Genomic DNA, 18,352 nt, shown 5'->3' with positions numbered 1-18,352 from the left:
ACGTTTCCGGAGAATCGATACGGGGCGCTCCAGAGTCGAGCGAAACGATTTGCAACCCGGTGTGAGTGCTACCTGGGTACTTGTGGTCAATCCGTCGACCTGCTGGCTTGCAGGCGTGGAGAGGGAGTCGCGTGAAATGGTGTGACGTCTTGCTTCTTATACGGTATCTGGTGACCGGTACCGTATCGCGCGCAATGGCGCGGCCGCATGAAAAAAAACCGCCCCGAATGCTCGGGGCGGGTTCAACACGACATTGCAAATCCGTAGCGATCCGGATCAACGGCCGGTATAGAGTGAGCAGGTCCCTGCTTCGCCGATGTCCAGGTTGTTTCCGCTCGTGTTGCTCAGGAAGTTGGCGAGGATCGCGGATTTGAAGCTTGACGGTACGGTGTCGAAGCCATTTCCGTGTACGACTGACGCGTAGCTAGTGTTCGTGTAGTGGTTGTTCAGGAAGCTTTGAACATTTGACATCACAGTCGGGTCGGCGTAGCACTGGCTCAGGATGATCTGGCTCATGCCAGAAACCGGATAGCCGGAAGCCGGGTTGGCCAGCGCAGCGTATGCCAGGCCGGAGACTGGCGCCCACTGCGTCGGATCAATTGCAGCGGAAAATGTCGACGGTGCCGAGATCGTGCCCAATGCCCTCGTTGCGTTCGCGTACGTCGGCGCGTAGTACGTCATGGCCATCGAGTTGTACAGGCTGGCGATCGGAAGCTGCAGCGCGCCCGATGACGTCACGACCGCGCTCGACGGTGCTAGGTAGGTATTCGAGTAAGCCGGACTCAAGTAGGCGACCGCACCAATGCCGGCGGACCATAGTGACGCAAGCGAGCGACGAGCGCCCATATCGCCCGATGCCGCAATGAAGTTCGATGGCGTCCCGGTCGGAAATGCTGTCGTGTTAGCGAATATCGGCGAATCGACGAACGTTGTTCCGGCCTTCGTGTTAGCGCGCGTGCAGACTGCAGCCAGATGACGGGTCAAAAGTTCGGTGGTGCCACTCGAGTTCGATTGATAGACGACGGTGATTGCTTGATTAAATGGGTAACTGTAATAGTCTTCAGGGTTAAGGATCTGATTCCAGTTTGTAAGCTTCCCCGAGAAGATGCCGCACAGATCATCATCGTTCAGTGCGATGCTATGCGTCTGACTTGGTGTCGTTTGAGGCGTGATCGAACTCGTCACGGTAGGACCGTTGACGATCGGCACTGTGATGGCCGTCACGATATACGGGATCTGGATCAGCGGGCCGCTGTTGGTACCGATCGTGCTGGCGTTGTACGACGTGACTTGCGCGGTTGTCAGCCCAGCTTCGCTGGTAGCAAAGTGAACCGCACCTGTAACGCCCTGGCCGAAGAATGTCGGTTGGTTGTTCAGGAACGCGTACACGCCTGCTCCATTGACAGCGTACGGGTAATACGTGAAGCCTTCTCCATTCGTGCCGAATAATCCTATCTCGCTTGCTGGATTGCTGGCGCTGCCGAACAGCGGCGCGACAAGCGACGATCCTCCGCCTTGAACGATCGGTCCGGCGGCAGCGGCGAGCGACGATCCGGCGATCGGAATGATCCCGGCGAGAATGCGGCAGATTGCGCGTTTGGTGAGATTCATAAGGATTTCAGTGTGGTGGTATCGGGAAAGCGGACGAGAAGCGCGTTCGATATGAGCCAACCTCGCTCCGTTGGTATCGAGCGGCCTGAAACGAAAAAAAACCGACCTCGATTGCTCGAGGTCGGTGCGCCGTATTGCCGTGTATTGCAGGATCTGCCGTCGATTACCGGCCGGTGACGAAAGTGCAGACCGATGCGTCGCCGATGTCCAGGTTGTTCCCGCTCGTGTTGCTCAGGAAGTTCGCGGAGATCGCGGTCCGGAAGTTCGACGGCACGGTATCGAAGCCGTTGCCGTGGACGATCGACGCGTAGTTGGCGGCCGTGTAGTGGTTGTTCAGGAAGGACTGAACATTCGAAGTCACCGCCGAGTTTGCATAGCACTGGCTCAGGATGATCTGGCTCGTGCCCGAAACCGGATAGCCGGCAGCCGGGTTGGCCAGCGCAGTGTATGCCGGGCCGGAAACCGGCACCCACGCATTCGGATCGGCAGGGTTCGACGGTGCCGAGATCGTGCCCAGTGCCGTCGTCGCGTTCGCGTACGTCGGCGCGTAGTACGTGCTGTTCGACGAGTTGTACAGGCTGGCGATCGGAAGCTGCAGCGCGCCCGACGACGTTACGACCGTGCTTTGCGATGCGAGGAACGTGTTCGTGTAGTCCGGGCTCAGGTATGCGACCGCGGCCGTGCCGGCCGACAACAGCGTCGTGAGCGAACCGCGAACGCCACCGCTGCCCGAGGCAGGGATGAAGTTCGTCGGCACGCCCGTCGGGAACGCCGACGTGTTCGCGAACGTCAGCGAATCGATGAACTTGACGCCCGACGCCGTGTTGGCGGTCGTACAGACTGCAGCCAGGTGGCGGGTCAGCAGTTCAGTCGTGCCGCTGCTGTCCGAGCGATAGACGACCTTGATGGGCTTGCTGGTCGTCGTGTAGACCAAACCCGTTTCCGGATTGATCACGTTGTTCCAGTCCGTGATCTTGCCCGAGAAGATGCCGCACAGGTCGTTGTCGTTCAGCGCGATGCTGTGCGCCTGACCCGGCGTCGTTTGCGGCGTGATGGCGCTCGTCACGGCCGGAGCGTTGACGACCGGCACCGTAATCGCCGTCACGATGTACGGGATCTGGATCAGCGGGCCGCTGTTAGAACCGACCGTGCTGGCGTTGTACGACGTGACTTGTGCCGTCGTCAACGCAGCATCGCTGTTGGCGAAGTGAACCGTGCCCGAGACGCCCGTGCCGAAGAACGTCGGCTGGTTGTTCAGGAACGCGTTCTGGCCGGCGCCCGAACCGACCGAGAAGTACGTGAACGTGGCGTTGTTCGTGCCGAACAGACCGATTTCACCGAAAGCCGGAACGGAGGTAGTGGCGTTGGCGCCGATCGTCGGTGCGACGAGCGACGAGCCGCCACCTTGAATCACCGGGCCTGCAGCCATTGCGACCGAAGCGCCCATGCCCGAAACGACGAGAGCCAGGACCTGACAGATCTTGCGCTTGCTGGATTTCATGAGAAATTTCCTTGGACGAAGATAAACGGGAACCCCTGCTACTGCGGTTGGAGTACTTGTGGACCGCCGGGTAAATGTAGGGGGAAATCCGGATGACGCGTGTGAATTTTTAATAACGAAAGGTACGGAACATTTGTGGCGGTATTGGCAATGCTTTATCCGGATTGGCGTGGCCATAATTCGAGATGGAATCGGGCGATCGATGATTCCCAGATGTTGGGAGGGCGATGGTTCACTCCGGCGAGGCCTCGTGTTGCGGGCTTTTTGCTGCACACAGAAGTGCTATCGCAACTGCAAGTCAGTTTCGTGGCGAATGCTACGGAACATTTCTTCCACAGACGGAGTGGATTTCCGGGATTGAATATCCGGTGATTCGATCGAATGCTTTTATTAAGCAACCATCAGTCCATGATTGCCGTCTAGTTAATGTTTGAATAATTGATTTCACTAATCGCGATGAAATCGTTTTTACGATATAAGAGCAACGACCGGAAGTAATGAGAACCAAAAAGAGAAACAAAAAAAGGTAGCCCAACATCCGTCACAAATCTGCGCCGGTTCGCTCCGTAGTCTTCCCCGGCGACTCCGTCCGGCGCGTTGCGCGACGTCGTCGAAAAAGTCCAGCGCGTGACACGCGTGACCCGAGGGCACTCACATGTCGGCATTCCGCTACGAAGCGATCGATCCCACCGGCCGCACGCTGAAAGGCGTGCTCGAAGCCGACAGCGCGCGCGCCGGGCGCAGCCATCTGCGCACGCAGGGGCTCACGCCACTCGTCGTCGAACTGGCCGGGCAACGCCTGCACGGCGAACGTCATCAACGCCTGTCGCTCGGCCGCAAGCTGTCGCAGCGCGAGCAGGCGATCCTCACGCGCCAGCTCGCGAGCCTGCTGGTCGCGGGGCTGCCGCTCGACGAATCGCTGTCGGTGCTGAGCGAGCAGGCCGAGCGCGAATACCTGCGCGAGCTGATGGCGTCGATCCGCGCGGAAGTCGTCGGCGGCCATTCGTTCGCGAATGCGCTCGGTCAGCATCCGCGCGATTTCCCCGACATCTATCGCGCGCTCGTCGCGGCCGGCGAGCACACGGGCAAGCTCGGCGTCGTGCTGTCGCGTCTCGCGGACTACATCGAGCAGAGCAACGCGCTGAAGCAGAAGATCCTGCTCGCGTTCACGTATCCGGGCATCGTCACGCTGATCGCATTCGGCATCGTCACGTTCCTGCTGAGCTACGTCGTGCCGCAGGTGGCGAACGTGTTCACCAGCACGAAGCAGCAGTTGCCGACGCTGACGGTCGTGATGATGGCGCTGTCCGATTTCGTGCGGCACTGGTGGTGGGCGTCGCTCGCGGCGATGGCCGCGATCGTGTTCGCGATCCGCAAGGTGTTGTCGCGGGAAGGGCCGCGGCTCCGGTTCGATCGCTGGCTGCTGACCGCGCCGCTCGCGGGCAAGCTCGTGCGCGGCTACAACACGGTGCGCTTCGCCAGCACGCTGGGCATCCTGACGGCGGCCGGCGTGCCGATCCTGCGTGCGTTGCAGGCGGCCGGCGAGACGCTGTCGAACCGCGCGATGAGCGCGAACGTCGACGATGCGATCGTGCGCGTGCGCGAAGGCTCGGCGTTGTCGCGCGCGCTGGCCCATACGAAGACGTTCCCGCCGGTGCTCGTGCACCTGATCCGCTCGGGCGAGGCGACCGGCGACGTGACGACGATGCTCGACCGCGCATCCGAAGGCGAATCGCGCGAGCTGGAGCGGCGCACGATGTTCCTGACGAGCCTGCTCGAGCCGCTGCTGATCCTCGCGATGGGCGGCGTGGTGCTCGTGATCGTGCTCGCGGTGATGATGCCGATCATCGAGCTGAACAACATGGTGCAGTGATGCGGGCTTACCGCACGAACACGTTCGCCTTCTCCGCGGCAGGCAACGCGATCTCGCGCTGCAAGCCGTGGCGGTCGACGACGATCGAGCGTGCGCGGACTTCGGCGAGCTTCGCGGCTTCGCCGATCGCGGCGCCGAGCGACACGACGCGCGACGCTTCGCCGCCGACGCTGACGATCGCCGCTGCGCGCCGTGCGTCGAACGCAAGCACGCCGAGCAACTGGATCGCGTCGCGGTTGTCATCGGGCTTCGCGCCGAAGAGTTGTGCGCTCGCGGCAACGTCGATCGGCGCGGGCGATGCGGCAGGCGAAGGCGCGGGCGCATCGGCCGCACTCAGCAAGCGCACGGCCCACAGCGACACGGCGACGAGCGCCGCGCCGGAAACGAGCGTCGCGACGAGCGGAACGAAATCGACGCGGGACGGAATGTTGCTGAGCAGGGTGAGCGGTTTCATGGCGGCGGATCGATTCGATGAACGGTGAACGGATTCCATTCTTTGACGCAAGGGTGAACGCATGATGACGGGGCACGACGAATGGCGAACATCGCACGCAGGGCCGACGCATGAACGTGTACGCCGCCGCATGCAACGCGGCTTCACGCTGATCGAGATCATGGTGGTCGTCGCGATCCTCGGCATTCTCGCGGCGCTGATCGTGCCGAAGATCATGAGCCGCCCCGACGAGGCGCGCCGCATCGCCGCGAAGCAGGACATCGGCACGATGATGCAATCGCTGAACCTGTATCGCCTCGACAACGGCCGTTACCCGTCGCAAGAGCAGGGGCTCGCTGCGTTGATCCAGAAGCCGACCACCGACCCGGTACCGAACAACTGGAAGGACGGCGGGTATCTGGAACGGTTGCCGAAGGACCCGTGGGGCAACGCGTATCAATACCTGAACCCGGGCGCGCACGGCGCGATCGACGTGTTCAGCTACGGCGCGGACGGCAAGCCGGGCGGCGAGGGGAACGATGCGGATATCGGTTCGTGGCAGTAACGGCATGACGATCGCGCCTCCCGGGAAGTCGCGCATGCTCGCGCCCCGTCGCGCGGCGGGCTTCACGCTGCTGGAGATGCTCGTCGTGCTCGTGATCGTCGGGCTGCTGGTCGCGGTCGTGACGCTCGCGCCGTCGCGCAATCGCCGCACCGATCTCGCCGAGGAAGCGCAGCGGCTCGCGAACCTGCTCGAATCGGCCGGCGACGAAGCGCAGGTGCGCTCGATGCCGATCGCGTGGCAGCCGGTGGGTGGCGGCTACCGGTTCGTGCAGCGCACGGAGAACGGTGCGTGGGCGCCGATGACGGACGACCTGTATCGCGCACGCCGCTGGGGCTCGGCGGTGACGGGCGTGTCGGTGCGTTACACGGGCGGCGGCGAAGTGCCGTCGCGCGTCGTGCTCGGCAGCGAAAGCATCGACGTGCCGGTGACGATCACGCTGTGGTCCGGCGAGGTGCGGATGGCGGTGGTCGGCACGGGCATCGGCAATTTCGTCGTGCGCCGGCCATGAGCGGCGCGCGGCGTCGCGCGGGCGCAAGCCCCGAACCCGTGACGCACGAAAGCGGTGCGGCGCGATCGTGTCGCGGATCGGCATACTTCACCTGACTGTCATAGTGCCCGCTCACAATCTGACGTTCGCTTGCCACGAAACCGCTCACGGGGGTGCGCGTTTCGCCGGCAGCGTGCAACTCCACTTCCGTCCAGGGATTCATGACTCGTTCACGGGCGCCGACCGGTGTCCTGGCGCTCGTCGCGTGGCTCGCGTTCGTCGTGCTGTGCATGCGTGGCGTGCAGGCGCAGGAGACCGGTTCCATCGGCCGCCAGCCGGGCAGCGCGGTGCGTTTCGATCTGCCCGCGCAGCCGCTCGCGAAGACCTTGCAGGACTTCGCGCGGATCACCGAGCTGATCGTGCTGGCGCCGGCGCCGCTGCTCGACGGGCGCACGAGTGCGCCGGTCCAGGGCGAATTCGCGCCGCGCGACGCGCTCGAGCGGATGCTGGCCGGAACGGGGTTGCGTGCGGAATTCTCGCGTCCGGACGAAGCGATCATCGTCGCGCAGCCGGTTGCCGGGACGGCGCCCGCGACGGCCGACACGCCGGCGGATGCGGCCTTGCCGATCGACGGGATCGGCGATTCCGGCGATCGGCGCGCGTTCGCGGGCCTGCTGCAGGCGCATCTGATCGATGCGCTGTGCGCGCAGCCGGCGGCGGTGCCGGGCAGCTATCGACTCGTCGCGCAGGTGCGCATCGACAACAGGGGGGCGGTGGTGGCGGTCAACATGGTGGCATCGAGCGGTTCGGCCGCCCGCGACGCGGCGGTGATGCGCGCGCTGCGCGCGCTGAAGCTGGACGATGCGCCGCCGGCGGACCTGCCGCAGCCGGTCACGATCCTGCTTCGGCCGGCCGGCAACGGCGTGCATTTTCGTTGTCCGGCGCCGCAGCCGGCCGCTCGGGGCTAGGCCGCGATGACCGACAGCAATCGCACCGGGCTCAGGAAGCTGCTGGCGACGCGCTACGCGTATCTCGTCAGGCGCCTCGAGCGCGTGACGGGGTCGAAGGACGGCGCGGCCGACGCGCTGCACGAAACCTGGCTGCGCCTCGAGAACGCGAACGTCTCCACGCAGGTGACGAACGCGGACGCCTATATACTCGGGATGGCGAACAATGTCGCGATCGACCAGCATCGCCGCGAACGGCGGCATTTGCACGACGACGATGTCGAGACGCTGCTCGAGATGCCCGACGAACTGGCCGATCCCGAGCGCATCGTCGCGGCGCGCCGCAAGGTCGAGACACTGAAGGACGTGCTGCGCGGCCTGCCGCCGCGGCGCCGCGCGATCCTGCTGGCCGCCCGTGTGGACGGCCTGCTGAACCGCGAGATCGCCGAGCATTTCGGCATTTCGCTGCGGCTCGTCGAAAGCGAGCTGAGCGCGGCGATGAAGTACTGCCTGCAGCGCATGCAGGAAGAAGACGGTGATTCTTACACGGGTTCGCGAGGCGGCCCGCGTAAATTTTGAGCATCCGGACGATGACGAAAGCCCAGGCCGAACCTGCCCACGACGAACTCGACGAAGCGAGTGCGTGGCTGTTGCGTCTGCGCTCGGGGGACGCGAGCCAGGCCGAAGCCGACGCGTTCGAGCGCTGGTGCGCCGATCGTCCGCAAGCCGCCGATCTGCTGCGCGGCACCTGGAGCGCGCTGCGCACGGCGGCGACCGAACTCGCGCACGAGGAGCGTGCGGCCGCTGCCTGGGCAAACGTTGCAAAGCGCGAGCGCACGATGCGCACCGGGCGGCGCGCGTTCATCGGCTTCGCGGTCGCAGCCGGCGCGTCGTGGCTCGCGGTGCGTCCGCCGATGCAGTTGTGGCCGTCGCTCGGCGATCTCGCGGCCGATTACCACACGGGCACCGGCGAGCAACGCAGTGTTGCGCTGTCGTCGCGCGTGACGGTGGAGTTGAACACGCAGACGCGCGTCGACGTGTTGCCCGCGGGCGATGCCGCGCACGGCGTCGAAGTCGTCGCGGGCGAAGCGGAGATCGATGCGGCCGCGCCGCCGGCCGGCCGCGCGACGCCGATCCAGCCCGTCACGGTGGTCGCCGGCGGCGGCCGCATGCAGGCGACCATCGCCCGCTTCAACGTGCGGCGCACGGGCTCGCAGGTCTGTGTGACCTGCCTGTCCGGCACGGTCGCGCTCGAGCATCCGCGCGGCGCGCGCACGCTGAAGGCCGACGATCAGGTCGTCTATGACGATCGCGGCGTGCAACCGGTGTCGCGGACCGATCCGGGCGCGGTCAGCGCATGGCGGCGCGGCATGCTGGTGTTCAACGGCGTGCCGCTGGCGGACGTCGTCGACGAGATCAACCGCTACCGGCGCGGCAAGGTCATCCTGCGCAGCGCGTCGCTCGGCGAAAACCGGATGCAGGCGCAGTTCCCGATCACGCGGCTCGACGACGTGATCGACATGGTCGGCCGCCTGTACGGCGCGCACATCACGCGCCTGCCCGGCAACATCGTGCTGCTGAGCTGACGCGGCTTCCCGCACTTTCCGCTTTCCTTCCTTTCTTCCTCCGTCGGGCGGGCCCTTTGCCCGCTTCAGGGCTACCCGCGCGCTGCGGGTTACGGCCCTTCGATACGACCTAATCCATGAGGGCCGGCAAACGCCGGGCCGTCTTTCATGGCGGCCCGGCGGGGCGTCGTCGGACCCGAGGCGTGGGTGGCAAGCGCCCCGGCCGCGCAGCGATGCGCGGTGCGGGGAATGTGTGTCGATTGAGCTTCGGGCGGTGGCGTGATCATGAACGAATCGCAACGGGATGCGGATTCCGGCGACGCGAACACGCGTGCCGACGCGATCCGCGAGGGCGCGGTGCGCTGGCTGCTGTGGCTGCGCGCCGGCGACACGACGGAGCACGAACTCGACGCTTTCGGGCGCTGGCGCGCGCAGAGCGACGCGCACGCGCGCACGGTGCGCGAGCTGATCTGGATGTGGGCCGTGCTGGAGACGGCCGGCCGCCAGGAACCGGGCGAGTCGGGCGGATCGCCGCGCACGCATTGACGCGGCGGGCGGCGCGTGGCGTATGCTCGCGCGCCGGAATCGCTGTCATGACGCCGCGCGCGGGCGTTGCAAGAAAGTCTGCGGGTTACGCGCGCCCGCTTCGACCTTGTATATGAGAGAGCGAGGGGGCCGTGAAGCGAGGCGGGGACCGGGGGCCGGAGCGGGAACAGGCCCCCGGATCGCCGTTCACCCGGCGTGACCGGCATGCCGGCGCCCGGCTTCGCGATTCAGGATGGCGACCCGTGCCGCAGGCCGGCGCGTGCGCCGCTCCACGCGGCGTCGAGCGGATCGCCGGCGTCGCGCAGCGGCTCGCGCAGAAAGGGAAAGCGTTCGACGAACGGTGCGGATTCTTGCAAGGCCACGATATGGTTGACCATCCATTGCAGCAGCTCGCCGCCGTGCCGGACCTGTTCCGTGCGCCAGTCCGGCATCGTCGAGAAAAGTGCCGAGAAGCCGCCCCAGCGCGATGGGCGATCGTTGTCGCCGGGCCGGAAATAGGTGTTCATCGCGACGTCGTGCGCATCGGTCAGCGTGCCGACGAACAGCCCGTGAGGCGTCGGCACGCCGATCTGCTGCCAGCCCTCCGCGAGTGCGAGCGAGCGCATCACGCGCGCCGCGACGAACGCGACGCGCGTCTCATGTTCGATTTCCGAAAGCGACATCACGCCGTTGCGCTGCATGCAGCGCGCGACCGCGTGCGGGCGGATCACGTTCGACGCGAAGCTGCGCAGTACCAGGTCGGGCACCGTCAATTGCAGCTGGAATTCGCGCAGGCCGTGCTCGGCGCTCATCGTCGAGAAGTTGACGAACAAGCCTTCGGCGTGACCGAGCGTGCCGACGTACGGCTCGAGCCCGAGGCGGGCGAGCTTCGGCGCGATCTGGCGCTCGAGCAGCCGCATCAGGTTGCGGCGGTTGCGCACGCCCGTGAAATCGTCGAGGCCGCGCGTGACGACGTCGCTGATTTCCCAGCGGCGCTCGTCGGCGACGAGTCGCGGAGAGCCGCTCAGATCGAACCGGGCGCGGCCGTGCGCCACGCGTGGATCAACGTACATGCCGGTGCCTCGTGCATCGATTGCGGGCGGACCGCCGCGACGGCGCGTCGTCGTGCGGGGCCGGTGGTCGCCCACGATGCTGCGGCGTCGCGGGCGGCCCGTCAAGTGCGATTGCGCCGCGCGGCAGGCAGGCGGGCGTACCCGGCCGAACCGTATGGAGTCACCCGATGATGCGCACGATCGTGGAACGCTTCGTCGAACTGAGCCCGATGACGATCATGACGCGGCTCGTGCTGCAATGCGCGCTGCACGACGACTGGATCGACACCGTGGCCGAAGCCGACGAAGGGCCCGACGACGAGTCGATCCGCGAAACGCTGTTCGCGCTGGCGGTCGACGCGATCGCCGCGCTTGCCATGCACGCGCGTACGCCGCAGGCCGCCACCGGCAACGTGTCGTCCGCGTCCGGCGTCGCCGTGGCCGCGCTTCACGACGGCATGAGCCGATGGCGGGCCGGCTGGGGGCGCGCGCTCGTCAGGGACAGCGTCGATCTGCTGCTGCCGGTCGCGGCGACGCGTGCCGACGAACGTGCGCGTTCGGTCGGCGGGATGCGGCTGCGCGTGCTGGACGGCGCGGGCGACGGTTGCGCGCCCGGGGCCGCCGGTTGCGGGTGCGGGCGCGCGTGCGACGATCCGGCGCGCGAGGCGGCGGGGGCGAGCGGCGCACGCGCGTTGCCGGTCTACGATCCGGATCTCGGGATGATCGTCGACCTGCTGCCGGTCGAACGCGGCCGGGCGCACGAGCGCGCATTCGTCGGCGCGCTGCTGGAGACGGTGCGGCCGGGCGAGCTGTGGATCGTCGACGGCCGTTTCGATACCGATGCGATCGTGTCGGGCTGGCCGCGCCGCGGGGGGGCGTTCGTGCTGTGCGAATACGGCGGCGCGGCCGCCTGCCGGCCGCTCGGCGGCTGGCGCGACGCCGGCCGCCTCGATACCGGGTATCTCCGCGAGCAGGCCGTCGGCATCGCGGGCGACGGCGATGCGGCCGGTACGCTCAGGCGGATCGAATGGCGCGATCACACGCTCGACGGCAGTCCGGGCGCGACGGTCGCGGTGCTGACGAACCTGCCCGCCGGGCAGTTCGACGCGCGCCAGGTCATGCAGCTGGCGCGCCGTCGCTGGCGCGATGCGCTGCCGTTGCCGCTCGATCCCGTGACGGGCGGCGCGCCGTTCGGCGGCGTACCCGCGCGCGCGTCGCTGCTCGCGAGCGGAATCGCGGCGCTCGCGTACAACGCGTTCAGCGTGATGACGCGCGTCGTCGGCGGCGCGCTTACCCTGGACGAGCGAGATGCGGAGCGCGTGCCGTCGCACATCGCCGACGGCGTCGCGGCAACCTATGCGGGGATGATGATTGCGTTGCCGCCCGACTGGTGGCGTCGTTACGACCAGTTACCCGCGGCGGCGCTCGGCCAGATGGTGCGGATGCTCGCCGTGCATGTCGATCCGCGCAGCGAACGGCGCAGGCGTCGCGACAACCGGCTGTCCGCGAAGTCGCAGGCGCTGCTGCGCGCGGCGACGCTCGAATGCCTGCTGCACGACGACGGCGGCGATCCCGCCGCGAGCGTGTTCAGCCTGCGCACGATCGCGATGGCGACGCGCGACTTCAGCAGCAATCCGTCGAAGGCATTGCGGCACGCCGGCGAGGCGCTCGTGATGGTCACGAAATACAACCGCCCGATCGCGTTGCTCGTGTCGATCGACGACTGGAACCGGCTGCTCGGCGAAGTACGCGAAACGAATCTCACGCGGCTGTCGTTCGACTGCGCGGCCGCGCAGGGCATGCGTGCCGTCGCGTTGGGCGAATCGTCACTGAACTAGCGCGGTTTCGCACGGGCTTGCCCGTGCGCCGCGTTCAGCTCGTCAGCCGGTGCACCCAGATCACCGACGTCCACGTGAAATTCCCGCTGCCGTAGCGCGCGACCAGCGTATCGACGCGCGCGTTGATGCGCGCCGAATGCACGCGGCAATGCACGAGGAAGTAGATGCTGTTGACGCCGACGACCGATCCGTCCGGCAGCGTCGGGCTGCCGTTTCGTGCGGGCAGCAGGTATTCGGCGATGTCGCCGGTGCTGACGAAGTACGCGGTGCCGCGCCGGTCGACGAGCCGCTTGGCCTGGCTGGCCGACAGGGTCGGAATCGCGGCGACGAGCACGGGCTCGGCCGCGGTATTGGCGTTGACGGTGGTCAGATCCGGCAGGATCGTCGTGAACGGCGCCAGCGTGTCGATTGCATGCGCGTCGTAGCCGGGAATGCGCGCGAGATCGTCGATGGAAACGAGCTGCAGCGGCCATCCGTCGGGGCCGTTCGTGTCGCGCAGCGAGCGCAGCATGTAGTCGGCCGTCAGCTGCGCGAGCGCAGGATCGAGCGATAGCTGGCCGAGCAACCGCCGGTACGCCAGCACGCCTTCGGCGTTGGCCTGCCAAGGCTTGCCGGGCGCGACGCGCGACACGAGGTTCGTCAGGTTGAAGCGCGCCTGCGCATCCTCGACGTGCCCGGAGATCCACGCGCGCGACAGTTCCGCGTTGACCGCCGCGGCATCGGGCGGCAGCAGGTCCGCAAGCTGCACGTCGGCGGCCGGCGACGACCACGGCTGGCCGACGAACGTGACGTTCGACGTCGCGCTCTGCGCGCGCAGCGTCGCGCGCGCCCATTCGACCGCCGCGCGTTCGACCCACATCGTCTGGGTGGCGAGCCGCTGGTTCTCCACGTCGCGGGTCGCGACCTGCTGGCGCCACAGCACGCTGGCCGCGAGCGTGGCGGCCAGCGCGACGACGAGCAGCACCGTCACGATCGCGATGCCGCGTTCGCGCGTCGGTCGCGCTTTCCCGAACCTTCCGTATCGATGCATGCGCTTGGCTCCTGCGATGGCGGCGCGGTGGCGCTCAATCCTCGAACGCCAGCCACGCGTGTGCGATGCTCGCATGCGCAGATGACGTGACGCCGAACATCGCGGCGAGGCCGGCCACCCAGAACGCGAGCGTCGCGGCATGCGTGCCGTCGGCGGCGACCGCGAGCGGGCCGACCAGCGATGCGATCGAATGCGAGCGCCACAGCAGCAGCACGAACAGCGCGCAGCCGACCGCCATCGCGACGAAGAACAGGTAGAGCGCGACCGTCGAGCGCCGCGTGAACGGCGCGCGGTGATGCCGCTGGTTCGCCGCGACGATGGCCGCGCCGTTCGCGACCGGCACGATCGCCATCGCGAGCATCCAGAACAGCGGCTGGTCGCTCGACGCGTTGATCAGCAGCAACGTGCCGATCGTCCAGATCGGCGGTGCGAGCACCGTGAGCGCGATCCACGAAAACAGTTGCCAGGCGAGCCACGGCGCGCGCCAGCGCAACGGGCGCCGCGCCACGGCGCAGGTGGCGGACGGCGGCCGGCCGGCGGTCGCGGCAAAGCCGGACAAACGCCCGGCGAGCCACCGTACGAATATCGTGGCGAATGACATGAATGCATCCCGTCGTTGACGTCATTACCTTCTTGTTGACCCAATAGCTAGGACGAAGCGGGCGCCTGCAAACCGCAGGTTTTCGTCGATCGGGACGCCGGCGGCACCGCCGCCCCGCGATGACGGTGCACGGAAACGGTCTCGCGCGCGTGTCGTGCATATCTTCAGCGGAATGTCACAAAAACTTCCCGGTTGAAACCCGAGGATTGTCGTGCCGCTCGCAGTGGGGACGCGCTTTGCGCGATCGCTTCCGGGCGGCAACACGTTTGCCGGCGATCGCGCGCGAGCGCGACGTCCATGAGCCGTGACGGCCGTGGCGGACGACACGCACACGAAACGGGGGCCACGCACATTCCTGCGCAACGTCCCGCGCATTGCGCGCGGGCGGTCGTTGCGCGCGCATCGCCGGCCGCACGCCGGCGGCCGTGTCCTGCCTCCGGCGTCGAACCGGACGGCCCGCGAAAAAAAGTTTGCGGCAATGCGCGCCCGGTTCCGTCTAGGTAGGTGAGAGCGGCGACGCGTGCGCCGCACACGATCGTCGTTGCCGGTCGACGCAGCCGTGCCGAAGCGTCGTCAGGCAGCCGATCGCGACGATGCGAATCGGGTGTGCGGGTTTGACGGATTCGCTTCGTCCTTTCCGGTAGACGCGGTCGAGCGCGGGTACGGAAATCGGGTAATGCATTGTGCAATTCATGCTAAGGATGGCGAATAAATCGTCATCAAAGTGAAACAGGCATTTGATAGCGGAGCGGGCGACGGGGTGAGTGCGCTTCGCCGCGATCCGGAACAACAAAGGGGAATGGCGCATGCCGCCGAGAGTAGACCGCAAGTCACGCGAACGATGGCGGCTGAATTGCCGATGCCTGGCCGGCGCCGTGCTGGCCGGAGGGCTGAGCATCGCGCCGGGCATTCATGCGCAGGAAGCCGCGAAGCCCGCGCCGTCGGCGCCGCAGACGTTCGACGTGAATGCCTTCGTGGTGCGCGGCAACACGACGTTGCCGACGCTCGAGATCGAGAAGGCCGTGTACCCGTTCGAAGGGCCGGGACGGACGCTCACCGACGTGAATGCGGCACGCGACGCATTGCAGAAGGCCTACCAGGAGCGCGGCTATCAGTCGGTGGTCGTCGAGCTGCCGCAGCAGCAGGTGAAGAACGGCGTGATCCTGCTGCAGGTGGTCGAGGCGAAGGTCGGGCGATTGCGCGTCGACGGCGCGAAATACAACTCGCCGCAGAACATCCGCGATGCGGTGCCCGCGCTCGCCGAAGGCACGGTGCCCGATTTCAGCCAGGCGCAGCAGCAGCTCACCGACCTGAACCGCTCGGCGGACCGGCAGGTGATTCCGGTGCTCAAGCCGGGCGCGATGCCGCAGACGGTCGACGTCGATCTGAAGGTCGACGATCACAGCCCGCTGCACGGCACGCTCGAACTGAACAACGACAACAGCCCCGGCACGTCGACGCTGCGCACGAGCGCGAGCCTCAGCTACTCGAATCTCTGGCAGCTCGGCCACGTGATTTCCGGCACCTACGTGCTCGCGCCGCAGCATCCGAACGACGCGCGCGTCTATGCGTTCTCGTATCTCGCACCGATCAAGGATTCGCGCTGGAGCTTCCTCGCGACGATCGTGCATTCGGACAGCAACGTCGCGTCGGTCGGCAACACCAACGTGCTCGGCAAGGGCACCACGTACGGCTTCACCGCGATCTATTCGCTGCCGGCGACGGAGACCTACGCGCACTCCGTCAGCGTCGAGATCGACCGCAAGCATTACGACGAAAACGTGTCGCAGCCGGGCCAGGGGGTCTCGACCGCGCCGCTCACCTACGTGCCGGTCACGCTGTCGTACAACGGCCAGTTGAGCCTGAAGAACTCGCAGACGTCGTTCTCCGCGTCGCTGACGACGAACATTCGCGGCCTCGGCAGCGACTGGGGCGCCTGGGACAACAAGCGCTACAACGCGACGCCCGATTTCGTGTACGGCAAGTTCGACGTCAATCACACGCAGCGCTTCGCGAACGACATGCAGGCCAATGCGCACGTGAACGCGCAGATCTCGAACTCGCCGCTCGTGTCGAGCGAGCAGTTCGCCGCGGGCGGGATGAACAGCGTGCGCGGCTACATGCAGGCCGAGAACACGGCCGACAGCGGCGTGATCGCATCGCTCGAAGTGCGCAGCCCGTCGCTCGTGAAGTGGCTCGGCGGCGCGGTCGGCAGCCGCCTGAACGAGTGGCGTTTCCATGCGTTCTTCGACGCCGCGCACCTGTGGTTGCTGAGCCCGCTGCCGGAGCAGACGGCGCGCTTCAACCTGATGAGCGTCGGCGTCGGTACGCGGCTGCAGATCATGAAATACGCGAGCGCGGATTTCGAGGCCGGATGGCCGCTGAAGGCGGGCGTCTATACGCGGCAGTACAGCCCGCGGTTCGATTTCTACGTAAGGCTGGGGTTCTGACGGATTTTTTTTGATCGTGCCGGGGCGATGCGACGAGCGCGGCGCCCGCACATTCGGGGAGTGGATCGTGAAGCGAGTCTTGTTTTTCCTGTTGGCGGTGATGCTCGGCGTGCTGCCCGGCATCGCGAACGCATGGTGGCAGAACGACTGGTCGTACCGGAAGGCGATCACGATCGACGCGAGCGCGAAAGGCGCGAATCTCGCCGAGTCGGCCGGCCGCGTGCCGCTGCTGATTCGCCTGCATTCGGGCAATTTCCAGTTCGACGGGCTGGCCGACAACGGCGCGGACATCCGCTTCGTCGCCGCCGATGACAAGACGCCGCTGAATTACCACGTCGAACAATACGATCCGGTGCTCGGCGTCGCGCTGATCTGGGTCGACGTTCCGAAGATGCCGGCCGGCGCCGCGGAGTCGATCTGGATGTACTACGGCAACAAGAAGGCGCCGGACGGCGGCAAGCCGGCCGAAACGTTCGATGCCGACTACACGCTCGTCTACCACTTCAACGGCGCGGCGGGCGCGCCGCCGAAGGATGCGACCGCATACGGCAACAACGCGCAGAACGCATCGTTTCGCACGGTCGAGGACGGCATCGTCGGCAAGGGTGCGCGCTTCGACGGCAGCGGGTCGCTGACGCTGCCGGCGAGCCCGTCGCTGAACCTGGCCGCGGGCGGCAGCTTCACGTTCAGCGCGTGGGTGAAGCCGTCCGCGCTTGCGCCGAACACGCTGCTGTACAGCCGCCGCGACGGCGCGAACGCCTTGCTGATCGGCCTCGACAACGGCGTGCCGTTCGCGGAAGTCGACGGCGCGGCCAATAGCCCCGCGCCGGTGCGCACGCCGGCCGCCGCACCGGTTGCCGCGAACCAGTGGACCTATCTGGCCGTCACCGCCGACGGCAAGAACCTGACCGTCTACGTGAACGGCAAGCAGGCCGCGCAGGTGGCGGCGACGCTGCCCGCGCTGAACGGCGCCGCCACGATCGGCGCGGACGCCGCCGGCGCGCCGGCCGGCCTGGCCGCGTACTCGGGTGCGCTCGACGAGCTGCGCCTGTCGAAGATCGCGCGTTCGCCGGCCGCGCTCGCCGTCGATGCGCTCGCGCAGGGCTCGGAATCGAAGCTCGTCGCGTACGGCGCGGACGAGAAGCAGTCGGGTTTCGGCTTCGGGTATTTCGGCGTGATCGTGCAGTCGGTGACCGTCGACGCGTGGGTCGTGATCGCGATCCTGCTCGGCATGGCGGTCGTGTCGTGGGTCGTGATGTGGACGAAGGCGCGTTACGTCGGCACCGTCGACAAGGCGAACCTGTATTTCGTGCAGCGCTTTCGCGAAGTGGCCGGGCGTCATCTGGTCGGCCTCGCGCACGTCGACGAAGCGAGCGACGACGGCCGCCGGCTCTACCAGTCGTCGCTGTACCGGCTGTACAAGGCCGGCGTGCATGAAATCCACAGCCGCGTGGACGGCAACGGCCGCACGGTGATCACGTCCGAATCGATCGAGGCGATCCGCGCGTCGATGGACGCGACGCTCGTGCGCGAAAACCAGCGGCTGTCGAAATCGATGGTGCTGCTGACGATCGCGATCTCGGGCGGCCCGTTCCTCGGGCTGCTCGGCACGGTGGTCGGCGTGATGATCACGTTCGCGGCGATCGCGGCGGCCGGCGACGTGAACGTGAACGCGATCGCGCCGGGTATCGCGGCCGCGCTGCTCGCGACGGTGACGGGCCTGTTCGTCGCGATTCCCGCACTGTTCGGCTACAACTACCTGCTGATCCGCAACAAGAACGTGACCGCGAACATGCAGGTGTTCGTCGACGAATTCGTCACGCGCCTCGCCGAAGCGCACCGCACGCCCGATCACGCGGTGCTGGCCGACTGAG

General features: G+C 66.8%; 16 protein-coding genes. 10 read left to right on the top strand and 6 right to left on the bottom strand.

The genetic code is table 11. From position 1 onward, the window contains the following. Positions 1-276: 276 nt before the first annotated feature. Together BBJ41_RS23005 and BBJ41_RS23000 are read right to left on the bottom strand one after the other, a co-directional pair. On the bottom strand, positions 277-1,611 hold the full coding sequence (locus tag BBJ41_RS23005; RefSeq protein ID WP_069748589.1) for a substrate-binding domain-containing protein: 1,335 nt from the start codon (positions 1,609-1,611) through the stop codon (positions 277-279). Positions 1,612-1,774: 163 nt separating this feature from the next. After that, positions 1,775-3,112 carry a substrate-binding domain-containing protein gene (locus BBJ41_RS23000; RefSeq protein WP_069748588.1) on the bottom strand — a complete coding sequence of 446 codons (1,338 nt, stop codon included), beginning with the start codon at positions 3,110-3,112 and terminating at the stop codon, positions 1,775-1,777. A gap of 655 nt (positions 3,113-3,767) precedes the next feature. On the opposite strand from BBJ41_RS23000, the gene gspF reads away from it, so the two are divergent. Next, on the top strand, positions 3,768-4,985 hold the full coding sequence (gene gspF / locus BBJ41_RS22995; protein WP_069748587.1) for a type II secretion system inner membrane protein GspF: 1,218 nt from the start codon (positions 3,768-3,770) through the stop codon (positions 4,983-4,985). Positions 4,986-4,992: 7 nt separating this feature from the next. Here the strand turns inward: gspF and BBJ41_RS22990 are convergent, their stop codons facing one another. Then, the gene (locus BBJ41_RS22990; protein ID WP_069748586.1) at positions 4,993-5,439 is read right to left on the bottom strand and encodes a type II secretion system protein N; all 447 of its coding nucleotides are present in this window, start codon (positions 5,437-5,439) and stop codon (positions 4,993-4,995) included. A gap of 130 nt (positions 5,440-5,569) precedes the next feature. Between BBJ41_RS22990 and gspG the strand changes: the two genes are divergently transcribed. From gspG to BBJ41_RS22960, 6 genes are all read left to right on the top strand, one after another. After that, positions 5,570-5,983: a type II secretion system major pseudopilin GspG gene (gene gspG, locus BBJ41_RS22985; RefSeq protein ID WP_069750332.1), complete on the top strand. Its 414-nt coding sequence runs from the start codon at positions 5,570-5,572 to the stop codon at positions 5,981-5,983. Next, complete coding sequence (locus tag BBJ41_RS22980; protein ID WP_083281949.1) at positions 5,958-6,491, top strand: GspH/FimT family pseudopilin; 534 nt, start codon at positions 5,958-5,960, stop codon at positions 6,489-6,491. The genes gspG and BBJ41_RS22980 overlap by 26 nt, the downstream gene beginning before the upstream one ends. Positions 6,492-6,691: 200 nt before the next feature. Beyond that, complete coding sequence (locus BBJ41_RS22975; protein ID WP_069748584.1) at positions 6,692-7,438, top strand: secretin and TonB N-terminal domain-containing protein; 747 nt, start codon at positions 6,692-6,694, stop codon at positions 7,436-7,438. A 6-nt stretch (positions 7,439-7,444) separates the two neighbouring features. Continuing rightward, positions 7,445-7,996 (top strand): RNA polymerase sigma factor, encoded by a 552-nt coding sequence (locus BBJ41_RS22970; protein WP_069748583.1) that lies wholly within the window; start codon positions 7,445-7,447, stop codon positions 7,994-7,996. An 11-nt stretch (positions 7,997-8,007) separates the two neighbouring features. Then, positions 8,008-9,003: a FecR family protein gene (locus BBJ41_RS22965; protein ID WP_069748582.1), complete on the top strand. Its 996-nt coding sequence runs from the start codon at positions 8,008-8,010 to the stop codon at positions 9,001-9,003. Positions 9,004-9,267: 264 nt separating this feature from the next. Continuing rightward, positions 9,268-9,528 (top strand): FecR/PupR family sigma factor regulator, encoded by a 261-nt coding sequence (locus tag BBJ41_RS22960; RefSeq protein WP_083281948.1) that lies wholly within the window; start codon positions 9,268-9,270, stop codon positions 9,526-9,528. 227 nt (positions 9,529-9,755) lie between these two features. On the opposite strand, the gene BBJ41_RS22955 is transcribed toward BBJ41_RS22960, so the two are convergent. Further along, positions 9,756-10,580, bottom strand: a complete 825-nt coding sequence (locus BBJ41_RS22955; protein ID WP_069748580.1) for a hypothetical protein — start codon at positions 10,578-10,580, stop codon at positions 9,756-9,758. A gap of 167 nt (positions 10,581-10,747) precedes the next feature. Between BBJ41_RS22955 and BBJ41_RS22950 the strand changes: the two genes are divergently transcribed. Further along, on the top strand, positions 10,748-12,397 hold the full coding sequence (locus tag BBJ41_RS22950) for a type II toxin-antitoxin system Phd/YefM family antitoxin (RefSeq protein WP_069748579.1): 1,650 nt from the start codon (positions 10,748-10,750) through the stop codon (positions 12,395-12,397). 34 nt (positions 12,398-12,431) lie between these two features. Here the strand turns inward: BBJ41_RS22950 and gspK are convergent, their stop codons facing one another. Together gspK and BBJ41_RS22940 are read right to left on the bottom strand one after the other, a co-directional pair. Then, positions 12,432-13,427, bottom strand: coding sequence for a type II secretion system minor pseudopilin GspK (gene gspK, locus BBJ41_RS22945; RefSeq protein ID WP_069748578.1), 996 nt, complete (start codon positions 13,425-13,427; stop codon positions 12,432-12,434). A 34-nt stretch (positions 13,428-13,461) separates the two neighbouring features. After that, positions 13,462-14,028 carry a hypothetical protein gene (locus BBJ41_RS22940; RefSeq protein WP_069748577.1) on the bottom strand — a complete coding sequence of 189 codons (567 nt, stop codon included), beginning with the start codon at positions 14,026-14,028 and terminating at the stop codon, positions 13,462-13,464. Positions 14,029-14,834: 806 nt separating this feature from the next. Between BBJ41_RS22940 and BBJ41_RS22935 the strand changes: the two genes are divergently transcribed. After that, positions 14,835-16,478: a ShlB/FhaC/HecB family hemolysin secretion/activation protein gene (locus tag BBJ41_RS22935; RefSeq protein WP_236872131.1), complete on the top strand. Its 1,644-nt coding sequence runs from the start codon at positions 14,835-14,837 to the stop codon at positions 16,476-16,478. Between the two features lie 67 nt (positions 16,479-16,545). Next, complete coding sequence (locus tag BBJ41_RS22930; protein ID WP_069750330.1) at positions 16,546-18,351, top strand: DUF2341 domain-containing protein; 1,806 nt, start codon at positions 16,546-16,548, stop codon at positions 18,349-18,351. The last annotated feature ends 1 nt before the right edge of the window (position 18,352 follow it).

The organism is Burkholderia stabilis (assembly GCF_001742165.1).
Lineage (GTDB): Bacteria > Pseudomonadota > Gammaproteobacteria > Burkholderiales > Burkholderiaceae > Burkholderia > Burkholderia stabilis.
This window is presented reverse-complemented; position numbering and strand designations above follow the sequence as displayed.